18 protein-coding genes are annotated in these 18438 nt (G+C 40.0%); 5 read left to right on the top strand and 13 right to left on the bottom strand.

All coding sequences use genetic code 11. From position 1 onward, the window contains the following. Positions 1 to 117 precede the first annotated feature (117 nt). Both ACUXV0_RS07380 and ACUXV0_RS07375 read left to right on the top strand, forming a co-directional pair. Entirely contained in the window at positions 118 to 978 is an 861-nt protein-coding gene (locus tag ACUXV0_RS07380) for a hypothetical protein (protein ID WP_446192437.1), read from the top strand. Between the two features lie 4 nt (positions 979 to 982). Further along, a complete protein-coding gene (locus ACUXV0_RS07375) occupies positions 983 to 1315 on the top strand; it encodes a LytR/AlgR family response regulator transcription factor (RefSeq protein WP_446192436.1) in 333 nt (110 codons plus the stop codon). A 38-nt stretch (positions 1316 to 1353) separates the two neighbouring features. Here ACUXV0_RS07375 and ACUXV0_RS07370 read toward each other — a convergent pair whose 3' ends face one another. After that, on the bottom strand, positions 1354 to 2232 hold the full coding sequence (locus ACUXV0_RS07370) for an SDR family oxidoreductase (protein WP_446192435.1): 879 nt from the start codon (positions 2230 to 2232) through the stop codon (positions 1354 to 1356). Between the two features lie 106 nt (positions 2233 to 2338). Here ACUXV0_RS07370 and ACUXV0_RS07365 point away from each other — a divergent pair, with 106 nt between their 5' ends. Beyond that, entirely contained in the window at positions 2339 to 2710 is a 372-nt protein-coding gene (locus ACUXV0_RS07365) for a winged helix-turn-helix transcriptional regulator (RefSeq protein ID WP_446192434.1), read from the top strand. Here the strand turns inward: ACUXV0_RS07365 and ACUXV0_RS07360 are convergent. The 9 genes from ACUXV0_RS07360 to ACUXV0_RS07320 all read right to left on the bottom strand — a co-directional run bounded on the left by ACUXV0_RS07360 (position 2707) and on the right by ACUXV0_RS07320 (position 10676). Next, positions 2707 to 4005, bottom strand: coding sequence for a dicarboxylate/amino acid:cation symporter (locus tag ACUXV0_RS07360; RefSeq protein WP_446192433.1), 1299 nt, complete (start codon positions 4003 to 4005; stop codon positions 2707 to 2709). The genes ACUXV0_RS07365 and ACUXV0_RS07360 overlap by 4 nt on opposite strands. A gap of 105 nt (positions 4006 to 4110) precedes the next feature. Next, positions 4111 to 4590, bottom strand: coding sequence for a YceI family protein (locus ACUXV0_RS07355; RefSeq protein WP_446192432.1), 480 nt, complete (start codon positions 4588 to 4590; stop codon positions 4111 to 4113). Between the two features lie 125 nt (positions 4591 to 4715). Then, positions 4716 to 5186 carry a Crp/Fnr family transcriptional regulator gene (locus ACUXV0_RS07350; RefSeq protein WP_446192431.1) on the bottom strand — a complete coding sequence of 157 codons (471 nt, stop codon included), beginning with the start codon at positions 5184 to 5186 and terminating at the stop codon, positions 4716 to 4718. Between the two features lie 109 nt (positions 5187 to 5295). Beyond that, on the bottom strand, positions 5296 to 6549 hold the full coding sequence (locus tag ACUXV0_RS07345; RefSeq protein WP_446192430.1) for a glycosyltransferase: 1254 nt from the start codon (positions 6547 to 6549) through the stop codon (positions 5296 to 5298). Between the two features lie 50 nt (positions 6550 to 6599). Beyond that, complete coding sequence (locus ACUXV0_RS07340; RefSeq protein ID WP_446192429.1) at positions 6600 to 7676, bottom strand: hypothetical protein; 1077 nt, start codon at positions 7674 to 7676, stop codon at positions 6600 to 6602. 24 nt (positions 7677 to 7700) lie between these two features. After that, complete coding sequence (locus tag ACUXV0_RS07335) at positions 7701 to 8441, bottom strand: DUF1835 domain-containing protein (RefSeq protein WP_446192428.1); 741 nt, start codon at positions 8439 to 8441, stop codon at positions 7701 to 7703. A 257-nt stretch (positions 8442 to 8698) separates the two neighbouring features. After that, positions 8699 to 9250 carry a DUF4442 domain-containing protein gene (locus tag ACUXV0_RS07330; protein WP_446192427.1) on the bottom strand — a complete coding sequence of 184 codons (552 nt, stop codon included), beginning with the start codon at positions 9248 to 9250 and terminating at the stop codon, positions 8699 to 8701. Between the two features lie 73 nt (positions 9251 to 9323). After that, positions 9324 to 9788, bottom strand: a complete 465-nt coding sequence (locus ACUXV0_RS07325) for a hypothetical protein (RefSeq protein WP_446192426.1) — start codon at positions 9786 to 9788, stop codon at positions 9324 to 9326. After that, entirely contained in the window at positions 9789 to 10676 is an 888-nt protein-coding gene (locus tag ACUXV0_RS07320) for a dienelactone hydrolase family protein (RefSeq protein ID WP_446192425.1), read from the bottom strand. It lies immediately after the preceding gene. Positions 10677 to 10880: 204 nt separating this feature from the next. Between ACUXV0_RS07320 and ACUXV0_RS07315 the strand changes: the two genes are divergently transcribed. Together ACUXV0_RS07315 and ACUXV0_RS07310 are read left to right on the top strand one after the other, a co-directional pair. Further along, positions 10881 to 12941: an alpha-L-fucosidase gene (locus ACUXV0_RS07315; protein ID WP_446192424.1), complete on the top strand. Its 2061-nt coding sequence runs from the start codon at positions 10881 to 10883 to the stop codon at positions 12939 to 12941. A 45-nt stretch (positions 12942 to 12986) separates the two neighbouring features. Further along, a complete protein-coding gene (locus ACUXV0_RS07310; RefSeq protein WP_446192423.1) occupies positions 12987 to 16148 on the top strand; it encodes a glycoside hydrolase family 2 TIM barrel-domain containing protein in 3162 nt (1053 codons plus the stop codon). 40 nt (positions 16149 to 16188) lie between these two features. Here ACUXV0_RS07310 and ACUXV0_RS07305 read toward each other — a convergent pair whose 3' ends face one another. The 3 genes from ACUXV0_RS07305 to ACUXV0_RS07295 all read right to left on the bottom strand — a co-directional run bounded on the left by ACUXV0_RS07305 (position 16189) and on the right by ACUXV0_RS07295 (position 18344). Further along, complete coding sequence (locus ACUXV0_RS07305) at positions 16189 to 16674, bottom strand: nuclear transport factor 2 family protein (RefSeq protein WP_446192422.1); 486 nt, start codon at positions 16672 to 16674, stop codon at positions 16189 to 16191. Positions 16675 to 16806: 132 nt separating this feature from the next. Further along, complete coding sequence (locus ACUXV0_RS07300; RefSeq protein ID WP_446192421.1) at positions 16807 to 17631, bottom strand: helix-turn-helix domain-containing protein; 825 nt, start codon at positions 17629 to 17631, stop codon at positions 16807 to 16809. A 167-nt stretch (positions 17632 to 17798) separates the two neighbouring features. After that, positions 17799 to 18344 carry a GNAT family N-acetyltransferase gene (locus ACUXV0_RS07295; RefSeq protein WP_446192420.1) on the bottom strand — a complete coding sequence of 182 codons (546 nt, stop codon included), beginning with the start codon at positions 18342 to 18344 and terminating at the stop codon, positions 17799 to 17801. Positions 18345 to 18438 lie beyond the last annotated feature (94 nt).

Raw genomic sequence — 18438 nt, 5'->3', positions numbered from 1 at the left:
ATAGAAGATTCATGGTATCCCATCTAGTTTCAACTTTACGGTAAAAATATCCCTAATTACACGATACCCTTGCCAGCGTGGATTGATGAACTTTGAGATATAAGAAAGTTTATAGCCATGAAAAATCGAATTATTGCTCTAGTTGTCCTTGTCTGTTGTGCCTTCATTGCCCGTGGGCAAAGCCTAACGATTTTGCCTGATAGTACCCGAGGTCAAACCATTATTGCGGATACCGTGGAGAGTCATTATCTGAAGACCGCCAACTTTGAAATAGAAGAGAAGCTAATCGGAGACTCGCTCAATTTTGAGGTGATTATTGCAGATGAAATTATCAATCCAAATTTTCAAATGGATGCTCCTACACCGCTTTTTTTAAATCAAAATAATAAGATCGGAGATCAGGCATTGGGCTTTACCTTGACAATTCCTGCAGCTGATTTTTTCCCGGATGTAGTGAGCCCAATCGATAATGCAGCTTCTCCACAGGTAGGGCAGATGAGGTTTTTCTCAGATGGTGCCGTGCAAGGTTATGGCAATACACTTTATTCTCTGAATGCCCCTCTGTATCTGTCATTGAATAATAAAAATGACAATATATACATCCAGGAAATAGAAATATGTGCTCTGGACAGAAATACTGTACTTGATCTGTTTGCTGCTGTTTATAAAACGGAGGTCAATACAGTCTCAGGTGTGAAATCGAACATTGATGTGATACAAACCAGAACTACCGGAGCCAAGGCCAATGATGTGTACGATTGCTGGAGTTCTGAAATTGATGAAGACTTTTGGCTTAATTATCCTGACAATAGTTACTGGATTCGTGTTTTGCCAAGGCATCAATCTTTGACTGATATTGACCAGAGTTATGGTGGTGAGTTTCAGGAAAGTTGGGGGACGGCCTTCAATGGTGCCGGAGTCTTAAAACTTGTGCATATCAAAATTCATTACAGTTTTGTTTTAAAAGATAATAGCTAAGAAGATGAAGCAAGCATTGAAAATCAGGATTGGTGGGCATTATTATGCTCAGCCGCAGCATTTGCTTCGTCTAAAAGCGGATGTGAACTATACGCATATCTACTTCAAAGATGGCACCTATAAGTATGTAGCTACCACTCTGGGTATCCTGGAAGGCAGGCTCCATGAATATGGTTTCTTCAGAACGAATAGGTCTACGATAGTAAATCTAAGTGAGATAAAGAGCTATCGCAAAAAAGGAACCTGTATGGTAGCCTCTTTGGCTAATGACACAGAGGTGATGATCTCCAAACGCAGGGTGAAAGACTTTCTGGAGTGTCATGACAAAAATGGGTAGATCTGCCTGACAGACCTACCCAATAATCTAAGAAGTGTTTAAGCGTAGGCCTGGCTCAAATAGCTTTGAACAGAATCTGGCTCGCGACCCAGCAGATCTACAATATCTGTCTCAGCTGCCTCAAAGAGTCCGTCTTCGGTGCCTTTCCCAAATGCCAGACTAATGCCAATAGCCTCAGGAGGTACTCCAAAGCCACTCAAAGTCTTTTGAAATTGCTCTGCATCTGGCGATACATAATTGATTTTCTCTCCGAAAACCTCACTGAGATATGAGCTTACTTGGTCAAAGTCAATGTTTTGAGTTCCATTAAGTTCATACGCTCCATTTAGTTTGGCTTTCGGTTGAAGCAATGCATTTGCACCTGCTTCAGCTAGATTGGCCTTAGTTATAAAAGCTGTTTTTCCTTTGCCTGCAGGGAACAACACTGTTTTACCCGCTTTCAAAGCTTCTTTTTGACCTGCAAACATCGGAATAACATCTGCGTATAGATTATGACGTAAGAAGGTATAATTCACTCCAGAGTCACGAAGCCATTGCTCAGTAAGAGCATGTGTGTTCATGGCATTATATAAAGGCGATTCTTCTGTAAGCCCATTTATACTTACACTCGTGTAAAATACGTGGTTTACACCAGCTTTTTTGGCAGCTTCTACCACATTTTTATGTTGTGGTTCACGATTCATTATATCACTCCCAGAGACAAAATAGAGGAGGTTTACACCATCAAAAGCTTTTTCTAAAGCCTCTGAGTTTTCATAGTCCGCTTCTCTAACTGTAAAGCCGTCTGCAGCATATTTTTGGGCTTTCTCACTAGACTTGTCACGCACCATTACAGCGATTTCCTCATCTGTTTTCCCTTTCAAAAATGAAACTACTTTGGAGCCTAAGCCTCCGGTAGCACCTGTTATTAATATCATCTGTTGTTTATTTTTTGTTGAGGCAAAGATACTTGAAAAGCACTTACTAAAGTATAGTTGTATACTAAAGTATAGTTATTAACTTTGTGCTATAAATTGAGTAGGAATGATGAAAGAGTCTGTTAAAGAGCGATTTAAGGCAGCCAAGGCTTGCCCGATAAATTATGTGGTGGCTATCAATGATACGCTAAATGTGATCAGCGGCAAGTGGAAACTGCCCATTATAGGTTCGTTATTATTTGATAAGAGACGCTTCACCGAGATTCAGAAAAACATTCCTAAAATCACGCCTCGTATGCTTAGCAAAGAACTAAAGGAGCTGGAGCTGAATGGCGTGGTAGAACGTAAAGTTTATGATACCACTCCGGTTACAGTAGAGTATATACTTACGCCTTCGGGTAGGTCCATTGTGAATGTAATGGATACGATGCTGGAATGGGGCTTAAATCATAGAGCCGCAGTACATGCTGCTAATTAGTCGGGGTCACCAAACCATTGATTAAAAATGGCTGTTGCAGTTAAATCTCCTGTAACGTTTACGGCGGTTCTAAACATTCCCAGTATTCTGTCAATGCCAATAATCACCACAAGCCCTTCTACGGGAATACCGCTGCTTTGCAAAACAGTACTCAGGATAATTACTCCACCACCCGGTATAGCAGGCGTACCGATAGAGGCCGCCACTATGGTAAAGGTAATGAGTAAAACCTCTGGTACGCCCAAATGAATACCATAGGCCTGAGCCATAAAGAGCACGGTGACACACTGAAAAAGTGCGGTGCCGTCCATATTGATGGTAGCACCAATCGGAATCACAAAATCACTGACTTTAGACGATACCCCGAGTTTTTCATCGGCTACCTTCATACTTAAAGGCATCACGGCAGCTGAGCTGGCTGTAGAAAAAGCCAGAAGCTGAGCATCTTTAATTTTCGCCAGAAATTTAAAAGGGCTTTCCCGTTTAACCGCTGAGTAAACAATCAGGTAGAAAATGGTGAGTATCAATAAGCCAACCAAAACAACAAGGATGTAATAACCGAGACCAATAATGATGGAGAAGCCTGTTTTAGAAAGTAGAGCCGCCATTAATCCGAAAACGGCGAAAGGAACTATCTGCATAGCCCAGCCAACTACAATCATACAGATTTTCTGAAGAGCTTCTATAAATCTCATCAGTGGAGATGCTGTACCGGGCTCCAGCTGAGTTATAGCTACACCGATGATGATGGTAAAAATGACCACACTTAGCATTTCGCCGGTGAGTATGGCTTCAAGTGGATTGACAGGGATGAGATTCGAGATGGTTTTTGGAATATTGAACTCCAAACTTTGTGATGTAGCGGTTTGAGGTAAGGTCTCAGCACTCGAAAAACCACCTAAAGAGCTTACATATTCTCCGGGATTAAAAATATAAGCCATGAGTGTACCTATAGAAATGGCAACAATCGTGGTAAATATAAAATAGATCAATAGCCATAAGCCAAACGATTTCAAGTTGTCGGTGACATTACTCGCTAGTCCAGAAATGATAGAAGCGAAAATGAGTGGTATCATGACCATCTGAACCAGCTTCATAAAGATTTCGCCAGGCAGATTTAACCAATTTGCCAGCGACTGGCTCAAGGAGTCAGAAACAAACCCGGAATCAGGGTTTAGAAAGATGCCGACCAGTACACCCACCAGTATACCAATGACAACTTTTAACCACAGTCTACCCTGAATCAAATGATTCAGGTAGATGCTGAGGTCGTTAAGGGGTTTTATTAAAAGCATTCGAAGCGGAGGTCATCGTTTAGTTTTACTATGACTAAATTATGACTTTTCTGCCTCACAAAATTGATGAAGTATAAGCTCAAAATATGACCTTGAGCAGAGATTTTATGGAAGTTGATAGTTGAGCTCCACTTTTATGTTTTGATCCATTAGTGCGGTCTGAAAAACTCCGTTAAGCTCAAAATCGTGTCGGTTAATGGTAAAAGTACCTTTCACTTTCCCATCTTCCAGTCTGAACGGGAAACGAATTCTCTTAGAGATTCCTTTTATGGTCAGGTCTCCTGTGACATAATACTGATCTCTGTGAGTCACGAAAAAGGAACTCTTAAAAATAATATCAGGGAATGCCGTAATGTTTAGCATTCCTGAACTTTTGGCCACCTGGTCTCTCCACCTGTTTCCAGTTTTAAGACTATTAACTTTTAGCTTAAGAATTAAGAATGATCCATGAAGGTTATTCTCGTTAAAAAGGAGTTTACTTTCTATGTGAGAAATGATACCCTCAATGGGCAAGAGGCCAAACTGGCGTAAGGCAAATTTAACGAATGTAGTTTCCTGATAGTTCTGAATGATGGCTGCTTCCATGGCACGTGTTATAGTTAAAGTATTTTATTTGGTTTGCGTGAAATAACCTTTCGTCGACACAAATTTCGGAAGCAAATGAGTATTTTCTGTTGAACTAGGTTAAGAAATGAGGCTCAATGACAAATTTATTTTGCGTTATGTGTGATCCGTCGTCTGATTTTACTCAAAGCCTCAGGGGTAATTCCCAGGTAAGAAGCAATGTTTTTTTGAGAAACTCTATTGGCGAGTTGCGGATATGTTTCAAGGAACTCCATGTAGCGATCCAAAGCAGATTTACTCATCAATGAAATAATCCTTCTTTGGAGTGTAGCAAATCGCTTGTTTACACGTACTGAGTCAATCTCTCCTTTAATTTCTTTTTGCAAAGGAATAACGATCGAATCCTCCAGAGCATCAATGTACAATTCTGAAGGTTGGTCTGGTTCACAATGGTCGCCCACAAGCCAGCCTTCTGGGGCTAGCATAAATACGTGCTCCTTTCCTTTTGAATCCACAGAGTAACTCCTCAGAAGTCCTTTATGAACCCTGTAAACTTTGGTGTTGTACTCACCTAATCCCTGTAGTAGTGTTCCTTTTGAAATGTCAATTTGTTTCATGGAGTGGGATCTTGATTAACTGTATGAATATAAGTCTTAAAAGACTGATTATAAGTATAAAAGCCAAATAATGATTAAACGGTACTATTTGAGTTCTTGACTACGCTAATCAGAACTTCAATAACTGAGAAATAAGCTTTTCTCTGTAGTTTTCCCGGCTCATAGTGTGTCCTGCTTTTTGAGCACTTTCTTTATACTTTGGATTATTCCAAAGGTCTAAAACCAGAAGCTCCAGGTTGCTGATCTTTATCTTACTTACTTCTTTGCCCAGCGGGCCAAAACCCTTTGAATGAATTATTTTATTCCAAACGTACTGGTCAATAATATGAGGGATAATCATACTGGCACAGCCATATTTTAAGGCTGTATGTGTAGTGCCTGATCCTCCATGATGCATGACGGCATATACTTTTGAGAAAACCCAATCGTAAGGGATTTGCTCCACAAAGAAAACGTCAGAGTCTTCAAAGCCCTCTGGCTTTATTAATCCACCGGCAGCGGTATTGATGATTGCCGGTATATTGTTCTTTTTTAGAATTTTCAATATGACCTCCGTTTTTTGTTCAGGATTTTGGTTCAGCATGCTCCCAAAAGTCACAAAGAGGATTTTGTCTTTTGAGTGAATGAACTCTTCTAATTCTTCTGAAGGTTTCCAGTGATTGGTCTTTTTGCGTTCATGATAGCCCAAAACTTGTCTGTTATCTGGCCAATAATCGGGTCTTTGAAACAACGAGGGTGAGATGGTATAAATGCATTGATTCTCAAAAAGTGCTTTCTGAATGTCTTTTTGACGGACTTTTCGGTCACCAGCCAGCCATTTTACGGAGCTGTATATTGTCTTAACCAGACCAAAGTTGGCAAGGTCATAGGTCAGTTTATTCAAAAAAGGTCCGAGGTTTTTATTGAAAGCCACATGAGAATGGTCTTTCACATAATGCATGTAGGGCACAGGACTAACCAAGGTTGTTCTATTGGGCTTATCAAGTCCCCAAAGCACAGGATACATGACTTTACCATTATGCACAATTTTATCAGGTTGAATGGTTTCTATAACCTCCTCTTGTTTGAGGATCATGTCCTTATTGATTTTCTGCTGTCTTTTAATCAAGCTGGCGTAAGCCTTGATTTTTTTCCAATTCAAAGGCCCTCCACCCATGGCGGTTTGACCGGCCGGCGAGTTCAGCATTTCTATGAAAGCAGTGCCCAGACTAGCAAATTGTAATCCCGTGTCTTCTGCCAGATGACGGAATTGTTCCGGAAATAGGCAGGTGACTTCATGGCCTTCTTCTTTCAAAATTTCACCAATGGCCAGAAGAGGTTCCATGTCCCCACGGGTACCTATAGACGTAACTATAAATTTCATCTCTTACCTTTTTTTCAAGTTAGTTTGAAAAGTGGTGTAAGAAAAGATTTTTAGTCATTTACAAAACATGGTAAAACATCTTCTACAAAATAAGGAGGCTGATAGACCCAGAAAATGTAATCAACTTTTAAGAAGTCTTTAGCAAAAGCATGTAAAACAGGGACTTGGTTTATTCTTCCTTTCTTGCCCATGTCTTTTTCTTCCTGATAGTCTTTATCTGCACCAGTTTTGCCAATATAGTTGCCATCCTGAACAGCTATACCTAAAGGAACAGTATAATTCCCTTCATGCATCAGTGCCAGAGCATGATTGAGTTGTGCTTTTCTGGTGATCATGAGGTCTGGTCCTCCAAGACCTACCCCTATTGCTTCGCCATAAGCATAAATACTTTTCAAATAGTTTTTGTCCTCCCACGGCAACCATTCACCAGGCATGAAATTGGCATAAATCATTGTGGTGGAGATGGGGAAAGCTGCTTTTAATGCTTTCATATTGGATTTAATAGCTTCAAGATAGCTAATCTCACTAAAAGAAGGATCTGATGAGTGATCAACACCAATAGCTGTTTCCTGAAGGTTAATACCTTCTATTTTTCCATCAAAAGCTTTGCCGAGTTCAAGCAATAAAATTGCAAATCGTTCCTGAACTGCAGCATTCCATCGTTTGGCTACCCAGCCGTTTTGTTCACCTTCTTCTATTTGTCCTGTTTGCCCGCCATTGTATTCTTCAGTTAGGAGATAGGGCGGCACTGCCGAATATTGATTAAAGAATGTGGCGTCTTGTAATTGTATAAATAGCTTTTTGCCAAATCCATTTAAATACGCGAGGTCTTCCTTTATTTCTGAGAAATCATAATCTCCTTTGTCTGTTTCTAGGTCCCTCCATGAATACATAATTTGAGCACCTTTAAAAGCTGAGTGCCTTAAAAATGGATGCTCTTTTATGGAGGCTCTGTCTTTTGAAAAGTAGATAAAGTTTTTAATGTTGCCTCTCTCGATAGGGCAACTCTCCTGACGATACTTTTTGTGAACGTCTGAATACTTTTCAGCCGGGTTTTTCCATTCCTGTGCTAAAGCTGCCATATTATTGAGACAGAAGCAGAAGAGGAAAATTTGTAGGGTTTTCATTAACGTTTGAGTGATTGTTGATTATCAAACGTTTCTATCCCTCATTATTTGATCATAAAGTTTTAAAACTTGCATATCACCAAAACCATAGATGGACTCCCGAACGCAAAACTCTCTGAAAACCGGCCCGAAATCATCGGTATCTAAGTCTTTCATGATTTTCAGTAGACTTCTGATTGGTCTGCCAGGATCATTTTCACTCGGAATTCTTTCAATATTAGCTTTTACAGCCTCGGCGATAAACGGAAAGTCTGTGGCAAGTTCGTCAGCTTGTTTTTGCAGAGCAATGAGATTATTGGCTTGATAACATTCCCATAAGTTCGCTACTTTCGAAGGAGTATTTATCAGTGTTTTATTCCCTAAAGCACTGATTAGTTCCTCTTGATCCAATCCCCCAAAACCATAGGCATTATGGGTTTCGGGTCTGATGAGGTAGACCATGTTAGACTTGTCAATTAAGCTCATGGTAAACCAAAAATTGACCTGACAGAAAAGATCATCCTCAAACCAAAGGTTAATTTCTGCATTTCTGAGCTGCCTTATTGCCGAAAACTGACTTTTAACTTTCTTAGAATAATATTCCTTGGAATCTCCGAAGTTTTCTTCAATGAATCTGGCCCTATTTTCAAAGAACTCATCGAGCGTATCTCCGCAAATGTTTCCATCGATGAGGCACTCACGAGCCACAAGAATTTCTCCTTTTATTTCCTCCGGGAATTGCTCTAAAAGAGCATCTCCGTTAAGGACGTGCACAGTTTTGTTCATACTAGTGGGTAGGTAGTTGGCTTAGGCCATTATTTCTTCAAGGGCAAAGATAAGAGAATCAAGCTCATCTGTAGAAATGTTAACGGGTGTGGCTATGCCAAAGCCCCTGCGGTCAACTTTTTTTTCATTAAGTCTAAGATAAAGACTTTGAGCCAGAACTGACTTCTTTGAATTTATTTCAAGGACCCGAGAATGAGATAGGTATTATCTACTAAGGCAATGATCATAGAAGTATCTTTCAAAAAGCTCGAACGTCATTATTCCATGGTTTCTTTTTGGGTCTTAGCCAATGCTCTTTTTTTGAGCTTTTCTTTATAAAAGTCTTTACGGGCGATATAGATTGTTTTTTCCACTACACAATGAACCGAAGTGCCGGTTATATCGGTAAGCTCGGTAGTTTTTATAATTTCTATTTCGTTCTCTTTTCTAGCTCGGCTAGTGATTTCTTCAAGTTCTTCTTTGGTGTATCTGAACTCTGCAAAGAGGTCTTGCTTTCCAGGTTTTCTAAATCGTATTTGAGCCGATTTATCCCATACCACAAACTCTTCACCTATCAGATTTATCAACTGCACCATCGGGATAGGGTCAACAGCACTAAACATACTTCCGCCAAAAATAGAGTTGACGTAATTCCTGTTTTTCCAGCTTAAAGGCAGTTTGACTTTGATAAACAGCAAGTCATCAGATACTTCAATTATTCTGCCTGTACTACGGCGGTACATGGGAGAAAGGTTAAATCCGACTTTGAAAAGTGTTGCTTTAGAAAAAAATCGTGAGCCGACTTTTCCCATTTTCTGATAAATAGACATGTTTTTAGGTTAGATGAAGTTTTTGCTAACCTACTAAAGAATTGGCGTTATCTGGTCGGCTCTGGCAAAAATATCAGAATGGTCTGATATATGGCCGAGCAGTAAATGGAGAAAATGGCCAGGGTACAGAACTCAGAATAATCAAAAGACCAATGGAATACCAAATGGCAATCGTTCTAAACTTTTCTGCATGCGTTGGTTTCCGTTTAGCCTTGGCAGAACCAATGGTAACGACCACGATACCGATCAACATCATTAAGCTGTGTTCCATTCCAAAAAATCGAAATTCTCGTTGATGAATGGTTTCAGGGAAATCACATAAGAAATAGGTGATCAGAGGACTGATAAAATACAAGCTAAGACCAAGTAATAGCTGAATATGAGCAAAAGTAGCTGTCCAATGCCGGATGGAATTGTCAAGTTTGCCAAATGTTTTATTGGTTTTCCAACCATGAAAAGCCATGATAATAGAAACCAGCAAACTGACCAGTACGAACCATCGAAATAATGAATGAGCCGGAAGTAGGAGAGCGTACATTTATACCAAATGCTCTTCAAAGAAGGTTACCGTGCGACTCCAGGCGAGTTTTGCCGCGGCTTCGTCATACCTGGGCGTGGTGTCATTATGAAAGCCATGATTAACCTCAGGATAAATATGTGCCTCGTAACTTTTACCTTCTTTTTTCAATGCCTCTTCAAAAGCCGGCCAGCCCGCATTCACTCGTGTATCCAGACCTGCAAACTGAAGTAATAATGGTGCATTAATGGCTTTGGTCTCTTCTGCTGAGGGTTGCCCGCCATAAAATGGGACAGACGCAGCCAGAGAAGGAATCTTGACAGCCATCATATTGGCCACCCAGCCTCCAAAACAGAAGCCTACGGCACCTACTTTTCCGTTTGACTTTTCGTGGGTTTTGATGAATTCAGCAGCGGCAATAAAATCCTCAAGCATTTCATTTCGGTTCCTTTTCCGCTGCATTTCTCGTCCTTCATCATCAGTGCCCGGGTAACCACCTAAGGGTGTAAGAGCATCCGGGGCGATGGACACAAACCCAGCCAAAGCGGCTCTTCTGCCCACGTCTTCAATATGCGGATTGAGTCCTCTGTTTTCATGAATGACCACAATGGCTCCTTTAGGTTCTGACATGTTAGCCGGCATAGAAAGGAGTGCTTTTATTTTGCCACCCCCTTTTGGTGAATCATAATAAATGAACTCAGACTTGATTCTGGGGTCATCAGCTTTGATCTGTACCGCATTGATGTAATCCGGCATCATGAAACTCATTAAAGCAGAAACGGTCACACCACCTATGGCGTAACCTGAAAGACGGTTGGCAAAATCTCGTCTGTCAAGCTTATTATGGGCATAGGCATCATAAAGGTCAAAAACCTCTTGACTAATGTCTTCTTTGCGTAGTTTTTTCATTTGTGAAGGGTTGAAATATGAGACAATTTACAAAAGAACTCTTAAAGAGGAAGCAATAGAAGTTTGAACTTTGATCGATGATTTAAAAGCTCTAATCGACTTTTGAGAAAGACTTGAAATTAATTATTAAAAAATTTTAATATTGTACTTTGAATTAGCTCTTACCTCAATACTTTACTTGCGGCCTAGCCCGTAAAACCAATAATGAATTCCCTTAATCTCAAAACCCTGGCTCAAGCACTTTCCTTAATTTTTATCCTTTCAGCCTGTGGAGGTCAATCCGGTAAACGCCCTGAACCTTTTGGTGTAGTCCCCTCTGATCGTCAGGTGGAGTGGCATGATATGGAATTCTATGCCTTCATTCATTTTACCATCAATACCTTCACAGATAAAGAGTGGGGTTTTGGAGATGAATCTCCTGACTTGTTTAATCCCACAGATTTTGATGCAGATCAGATTGTGAAAACTGCTAAAAATGCAGGAATGAAAGGTCTTGTTTTAACAGCCAAACACCACGATGGTTTTTGCCTTTGGCCTACCAAAACCACGGAGCACAATATTTCAAAGTCTCCGTTCAAGGATGGCAAGGGAGATATTGTTCAGGAGTTTGCTGATGCATGTCAAAAACATGGTTTAAAGCTGGGCTTATATCTTTCACCATGGGATAGAAATAATGCAGCTTACGGTACACCAGAGTACATAGATATTTTCAGAGCTCAGCTAACCGAATTATTGAGCAATTACGGGGATGTTTTTGAAGTTTGGTTTGATGGTGCTAACGGTGGAGACGGTTATTATGGCGGTGCCAATGAGAAACGCCAGATTGATAGAACTACTTACTATGATTGGAAGAATACCTATGCTTTGGTTCGAAAACTGCAACCCAATGCCGTTATTTTCTCAGATGTAGGACCAGATGTTCGCTGGGTGGGTACAGAGCAGGGCTTTTCAGGTGACCCATGTTGGCATAGATACACACCAGAAAGTCTGGAAGAGGGAACTGAGCCTGCTCCCGGGTTAATCAAGTATTGGGAGTCATTGAACGGTACACGTGAAGGTCAATATTGGCTACCAGCAGAAACAAACACCTCCATAAGACCAGGCTGGTTTTATCATGAGGCTGAGAACGATAAAGTGAAATCACCTGAAAAACTGGTGGACACCTATTACGCAAGTATAGGTCATGGTACCAGTTTCATTCTTAACCTAACACCCGATAAAAGGGGCTTGATACCTGATACGGATATCGCTGCTCTGGAAGGCTTTAAACAAATCATTGATCAAACGTTTGATACAAACCTGGCTGAAGGGGCTGTAGCCACTTCGCCTAGTGGAGAATCAATTGATGAGGTGCTCGATGACGATTTTGAAAGCTTTTACATGGCAGAAGAAGGCGGGAACGAGACAGAAGTTATCATTGAATTCACGGAGGCTAAAACCTTTAACGTCGTAAATATTAGGGAATATATTCCTTTAGGTCAGAGGATTTGGGGCTGGGCACTAGACCGTTTTGAAGATGGTGAATGGGTTGAATTTGCTAAAGCTGAATCTATAGGGAACCGTAGACTTTGGAAAGGTCCTCTACAAACGACTGAAAAAATAAGATTCAGAGTGACTAAAGCGGGTGCTAAACCTTTGATTTCGCAAATATCAGTTCATAAAGAACAAGTGAGATTAGTAGCTCCAGAAGTCAAAAGAGATTCGCTCGGTCAACTGAGTTTTCAAAGTAATGGAACGGTGTATTACACCTTGGATGGTTCTGAACCCACCAAAGAATCGACGGTTTTCAAAGGGGCTTTTGACTTCAGTGGCGGTGGTACGGTTAAAGCCAAAACTTATGATGGCAGTAAGGCAAGGGAGACATTGACTAAGAAATTTGGTTACTCACCAAAAAAATGGTCAGTGGAAGAAAATGAGGCCAAAAAAGCTATCGATGAGGATCTTGGCACAGCATGGCAAGCAATAGTTGGTACGAAGGAATTGATTGTCGACTTTGGAGAAGAATTGAGTGTAAACACCATTGATATGGTACCCCCATCATCAGGTAATAAAGAAGGAATGGTGCTGAATTATGTCTATTCAGGGAGTTTGGATGGTGAAAACTGGAAAGTCTTGAGTCGTGGAGAATTCTCAAATATTTTCAATAATCCAGTGAAGCAGGAGACCAAGATTGAAGAGACATCTATCCGATTCTTAAAGTTAGAGGCTTTGAGAACGGTAGGTGATCAACCGATGACTATTGTTGAAATAGGAGTGGAGCATTAAAGAAGAAATCAAACCCTTTGGTAAGGATTCTAAACAAATTTTAGATTGAGGATTTTAAAATTTTCAGGGGTCATAGCACTCCTGCTGGCAAGTCAATTGAGCTTTGCTCAGCAAAAAAATGAAATCAGTATTTCAGGTTTATGGCATGTAGACTTAGGAAAAGATCATGAAGGGAAAGAGCCGCCTTTGAAATCTGGCGATATTCCTCTGCCGGGCACATTGACAGATCACGGCTTTGGTTTCAAAACTGAAGGAGCTGATATCGGGATTTTGACTCCAACGTATAAATATATAGGTACAGCCACTTATTCCAGGAAAATTAACATTCCTATGCACTGGTCTGGTAAGCAGATTGATTTATTTCTGGAGCGAGTGCTGTGGCAATCGACAGTCTATATTGATGGTCAACAAGTTGATCAAAAGGATGCCTTGGGAGTACCTCATCTTCATCATTTAGGTAAACTTAGTGCCGGGGAGCATGAATTGAAGGTTGAGGTCAATAACCGAATGATTTATAATATTGGCGACAAAGGCCATGCGTATGGTGAATCTACTCAAACCATATGGAATGGTCTCTTGGGCGATTTAAAGCTAATTTCAAGAGAGCCAACTCATATTTCCAGTGTCAAAACCTTCTCAAGAGTTTTTGAAGATAGACTTGATTTGAAAGTAAAAGTGAGCTCAGAAAAGTCTCAAAAGGCTAAGTTGACTTTTTCGATCAAAGAACTAGGTTCAGAAAAGGAAGTATTGAGAAAGACAGTGTCATTTGACATTTCTCAAGGAGAAGACATTTATGCAGTCTCTATTGATGCCCAGGATAAGCTACAGAAATGGAGTGAGTTTAATCCTGAGGTTTATGAGTTAAGTGCAGGGCTTGAAACCGAGGACTCTAAAGATCACTATTACACTGAATTTGGCTTCTTGGAAGTGGGGCACAATGGTACTCATGTGACCATTAACGGTGAGCCCATCTTTTTGAGAGGTAATCTGGATAATGTTCATTTCCCGTTAACGGGTTATCCTTCAACCCAAATTGAGGATTGGGAAAGGATCTTTAAAATTTATAAGGACTATGGTCTGAATCATGTGAGGTTTCATTCATGGTGCCCACCTGAGGCCGCATTTAAGGCAGCAAATCGACTTGGTATTTATATTCAGGCAGAGGCCTCTGTTTGGGTAGACTCATGGATGAATGAGGACATGATAGCCAAAGGCAGACCCGAAATGGAAACGAAAGGTCACCCTCTAGGCCTGGGTTATAATAAACGCCGAGATGAATGGGTACAAGCAGAGATGAACCGAGTGGTAGACATTTATGGAAATCACCCTTCGTTTATCATGTTTTGTATTGGAAATGAACTCGGCAGCTCCGATTTTAACCAAACTAAAGCCTGGCTGGCGGCACTGAAAAAACAAGATGGCAGAAGGCTTTATGCAGGCTCTACAGCCAGAAAAATCACAGAAGTAGATGATTTTACGGTAACACATTTAATAGATAATGTAGGATGGACTCGTGGTCTAAACGGAGCTCACACAGATTGGGACTTTGAGAAGGCTTACAGCCAAATGGATATCCCGATTCTGGCTCATGAGATTGGTCAATGGCCGGTATATCCGGCGTGGTCAGAAATTGAGAAATACACTGGAACGCTTAAAGCCAGGAATTTAGAGCAATTCAGAGAAGTAGCGAAGAAGAATGGAATTGCGGACCAGGATGAGGCTTTTCAGCAAGCTACGGGAGCTCTGAACCAGATCATGTACAAATATGAAATTGAGTCCTTTTTAAGAACTCAAAGTTGTGCTGGTATTCAGCTTCTGAGTATGCAAGATTACCAAGGACAAGGTGAGGCTCTGGTGGGCTGGCTTGATGTTTTTTATGACAGCAAAGGCATTACCACACCTGCTACATTCAGGCAGCATCATAGTGCTACAGTTCCTTTGATACGGATTCCAAAGTTTGTGTGGAGCAATAAAGAGACACTAAAGGCTGCGGTAGAGGTCTCTCATTTTGGTGAAACAGCTATTAATAATGCTACGCTGGTAGCTCAGATTGTTAATGAAGAAGGTCGAGTTTTTTATAGCAGGACATGGGAAAACGCAGACCTGCCAAAAGCTGAGTTGACCAAATTTGGTGAGTTGACTTACTCTTTAATGAATGTTCAAAAACCTGAAAGATTTACCATTCAAGTATTTATTGACAATAGTACCATCCGAAACGAATGGTCATTTTGGGTTTACCCTGAAGAGATAAAAGAAGAGAATGGTGAGGTGCTTATCGCGGAAGAAGTGAATGAAGAAGTATTGGAAATGCTGAGAAAGGGACATAAAGTTCTTCTGAATGCTCATGAGCTAGGCACTAGTAAGAATTCTGTTTCCTTTAATTATTACCCACTCTATTGGTCTTACACGTATTTTCCCGGTCAGGGAAAAACAAGTTTGGGTATGCTGATTCAAGAAGGTCATGATGCTTTGAGTGGTTTTCCAACAGAAAGTCATAGTAACTGGCAATGGGAGCCCTTTGATAAAAAGGCCAAAGCTTTTATTCTAAATGAAATGGAGGGAACGTATAAGCCAATAGTGCAGCTAGTTGATGACTTCCATAGAAACAATAAAGAAGGTCTGCTATTTGAGTTTAAAGTAGGGGAGGGGAAGCTTTTTGTCAGTGGTTTTGATTTGTTGAATGATACCTTGATAACTTCCAAACATCTCAAAAGTAGCGTTTTGAGTTATATGAACTCTGAAAAGTTTCAACCTGAGTATGAGGTGGACGAGTCTTTTTTGAAAAGGCATTTCTCTCAAGAGCCCAATAGTGAAAATAGTAGTAAAATACTTTTGCATCTTCATGAAACAGCTGGCGATCAGAGTAACAAACAGAACCAGTTGGCTGAGGGAGTAAGCTATACAGTAAATGATAAATCAACCGCTGATCTCAATGATTGGCAGAATGATACTATTCAGATTGAAGTAAGTTGTCCTGATGGATTCTTAGGGAGCTTTTATGTCAAATTGGAAAATAATTCGAAGGAGGAGAAGGCCTGTTTGTCATTTGAAAGAAGAGAGAAAAATGCGATTGTCAACTCAGAAGGTACCTGGGTGAAGTATCATGTGATGCGAGAAGATAGCAATGATGGAAGACTCCAATTAGAAGTGCATAGAGAACCAGGTAGTCAAACGGTGATTACGGATGTACTTCTAGAAATGGATTGAGTAATAATTTGTGATTCTACTGAGGTTATTCAAAATCATGTTACGACTCGGCCATATAGACTTCATTTAGAAGGAACTCTTTCATTACATCCTTTAACTCTATCTTGTCGTGATCATCATTAGATCTTTGATAGTCAAAAAGAAAGGTTATAGAATTGACCTTCCACTGATCCCGGTCCCAGTGAAGTTCAAACTTATATTTTCCGTGTAATGACTGTATGCTACTAGCACTCTCGTCCAAGGCTTGGTAAATTCCAGTTTGGCAAATAACTTTTGCTTGCTTTTGGGTTTTGGTCACCACAAAATCTTTCAAAGTGTGGTGTGTTCGTATAACTGATTTCGCCAAATCTTTCCAAAACTCAATTAAGCTCTCTGCACTATAGTAAGTACTTGGTATGTCAGTGTAAGAAGATAAGTCCCAGTAAATCTCATTGTCAAGAATTCTTCTAACAACATTCCAGTCTCTTCTATCCAAGGCCAAACAAACGTCTCTTACAGTGCTCTGTAAAGAATCAATTTCAGACATTTTTGTAAAGTATTTTCGTGTAAATCTTATATGATCAAACAGTATATTTCGTGGATCAAAGATTGTATTATGTAAATTTAGTTAAACCAAAAGCCTGGAAGGTTCTTAATTTCAAAGAAACATCTCTAAAATTCAAAGGTTTGATTGGTTGCGATATACTACAGGGGAGACGGAATTGTATTTTTTAAAGAATGAGCTAAAATTATTAGGTCTCTCGAAATGTAATTTGTAGGCGATTTCTTTGATGGAATAATTGGTTTGTCTCAGGTATGTTTTTGCCAGATCTATGAGTCTTTCATGAATGTGGTAAATAGCCGTTTTACCTGTAACTGATTTTACTACAGAGTTTAGGTAGTTTGGATGAATATTCATCACTTCTGCATAAAACAAAGGAGAGTGCGTATTTTCATTTGTTGTGTTTTCTACATCTGTCCTTAGGTACTCATGCAGTAACTCCTCATATCTGTTCCAAATACTCACATCTGCTTGATTTATTGCTTTTTTGTATTCCTTCTCTGGATGATCATGATGCAAAAAACGTTTAGTTAATCTCAATAGAAGAAGAACATAGGAGGCGATTAGGTCAAACTTATCCTCGTGATCACTGTGGTATTCAGCATAGATTTTATCGTAAATGGCTAAGGCCTCTTTCGCTTGTTCTACGCTAATTGAAAAAGGAACAGCCAGTTCCATTTTTAGAAATGGGAAGTCCTCTAATAGCCTGTCGAAAAGGTTATACTCTTTCAGGAAATCCTGTGTGATCATGATATAATAGCCTTGCCAATCTGGCTCAATATCCCAAGAAATGACTTGGAAGGGAGAATTGAAAAATATTACCGAACCCTCGGGAAAATCGCGATAATGACTGGTTACTGCCTTGCCAGACCCGCCAACTTTGAGTGCTACAGAATAGAAAACATGTCTAAAGGGTTTTTGTTTATTATTGACCGTAGACATATTCTCCTCAAATGTCCTGATATCAAAAATAGGGTGTCGGGCATCAGGAATATTAATGCCTCTACAATACTCACTAAGAGTTTGATAGTTTGGTATGTTGTCTGGAGTGGTGATTATAGTGTATAATTTCGTTGATTAGTTCAAATTAAGATTAAAATTTTACAATTCTATATTTTTTCAATTTTACGGTTGGTTTCCCATCTCCAAATTATTCCTTCTTCAGGGTCTGTGAGTTCTCCGGATTTATGAAAGCCACATTTGGTTAAAACTGAAGTGGAAGCATTGGTTTCTCCCAGAGTATGGGCTATTACTTTTTTAACATTTCTATGGCCAAATGCATAATTTACCAAGTTAGAAGCCATTTCTGTGGCCAAACCTTTCCCTTGGTATGCTTCCGCAATTTCATAACCTATTTCCACTCTTCCCGCTTCATCAGGGGCACCTTTAAAACCGCCGCTTCCGATGAGCGTTTGGGTTTCTTTTAAAACTGGAAAGTAGGTCCACCAGTTTTCAGATTCCGGTTTCTCTTTTAATTTTTCCAGAACAAATTTTAGAGCTTCAACTCCAAAAATGCTCCAATTATGAGCTACTTCTATTCCAAATTCTTTTCGAATAAAAGGATCTCCTTTAATGGCGGCATTAAGTACCTCTTCAGTGCCAGATAAAAGCAGTAGGCGTGGGGTTTCTATTTGATGTTTTTGGCTTAATGTCATAACGTAATTTAACGTATTATCATACCGCATTTAGGCTGCCGTTGGTTTTAATATTGAAGTGTTTTGTATTCAATTATTATGTTCAATTTTTTCT

It is taken from the genome of Jiulongibacter sp. NS-SX5, assembly GCF_052828545.1.
This window is presented reverse-complemented; position numbering and strand designations above follow the sequence as displayed.

What these genes read in the sequence shown, in the direction of transcription:
- ACUXV0_RS07380 (WP_446192437.1), top strand. Translation starts at nt 118, where the DNA reads ATGAAAAATCGAATTATTGCTCTAGTTGTCCTTGTCTGTTGTGCCTTC.
- ACUXV0_RS07375 (WP_446192436.1), top strand. Translation starts at nt 983, where the DNA reads ATGAAGCAAGCATTGAAAATCAGGATTGGTGGGCATTATTATGCTCAG.
- ACUXV0_RS07370 (WP_446192435.1), bottom strand. Translation starts at nt 2,232, where the DNA reads ATGATATTAATAACAGGTGCTACCGGAGGCTTAGGCTCCAAAGTAGTT.
- ACUXV0_RS07365 (WP_446192434.1), top strand. Translation starts at nt 2,339, where the DNA reads ATGATGAAAGAGTCTGTTAAAGAGCGATTTAAGGCAGCCAAGGCTTGC.
- ACUXV0_RS07360 (WP_446192433.1), bottom strand. Translation starts at nt 4,005, where the DNA reads ATGCTTTTAATAAAACCCCTTAACGACCTCAGCATCTACCTGAATCAT.
- ACUXV0_RS07355 (WP_446192432.1), bottom strand. Translation starts at nt 4,590, where the DNA reads ATGGAAGCAGCCATCATTCAGAACTATCAGGAAACTACATTCGTTAAA.
- ACUXV0_RS07350 (WP_446192431.1), bottom strand. Translation starts at nt 5,186, where the DNA reads ATGAAACAAATTGACATTTCAAAAGGAACACTACTACAGGGATTAGGT.
- ACUXV0_RS07345 (WP_446192430.1), bottom strand. Translation starts at nt 6,549, where the DNA reads ATGAAATTTATAGTTACGTCTATAGGTACCCGTGGGGACATGGAACCT.
- ACUXV0_RS07340 (WP_446192429.1), bottom strand. Translation starts at nt 7,676, where the DNA reads ATGAAAACCCTACAAATTTTCCTCTTCTGCTTCTGTCTCAATAATATG.
- ACUXV0_RS07335 (WP_446192428.1), bottom strand. Translation starts at nt 8,441, where the DNA reads ATGAACAAAACTGTGCACGTCCTTAACGGAGATGCTCTTTTAGAGCAA.
- ACUXV0_RS07330 (WP_446192427.1), bottom strand. Translation starts at nt 9,250, where the DNA reads ATGTCTATTTATCAGAAAATGGGAAAAGTCGGCTCACGATTTTTTTCT.
- ACUXV0_RS07325 (WP_446192426.1), bottom strand. Translation starts at nt 9,788, where the DNA reads ATGTACGCTCTCCTACTTCCGGCTCATTCATTATTTCGATGGTTCGTA.
- ACUXV0_RS07320 (WP_446192425.1), bottom strand. Translation starts at nt 10,676, where the DNA reads ATGAAAAAACTACGCAAAGAAGACATTAGTCAAGAGGTTTTTGACCTT.
- ACUXV0_RS07315 (WP_446192424.1), top strand. Translation starts at nt 10,881, where the DNA reads ATGAATTCCCTTAATCTCAAAACCCTGGCTCAAGCACTTTCCTTAATT.
- ACUXV0_RS07305 (WP_446192422.1), bottom strand. Translation starts at nt 16,674, where the DNA reads ATGTCTGAAATTGATTCTTTACAGAGCACTGTAAGAGACGTTTGTTTG.
- ACUXV0_RS07300 (WP_446192421.1), bottom strand. Translation starts at nt 17,631, where the DNA reads ATGTCTACGGTCAATAATAAACAAAAACCCTTTAGACATGTTTTCTAT.
- ACUXV0_RS07295 (WP_446192420.1), bottom strand. Translation starts at nt 18,344, where the DNA reads ATGACATTAAGCCAAAAACATCAAATAGAAACCCCACGCCTACTGCTT.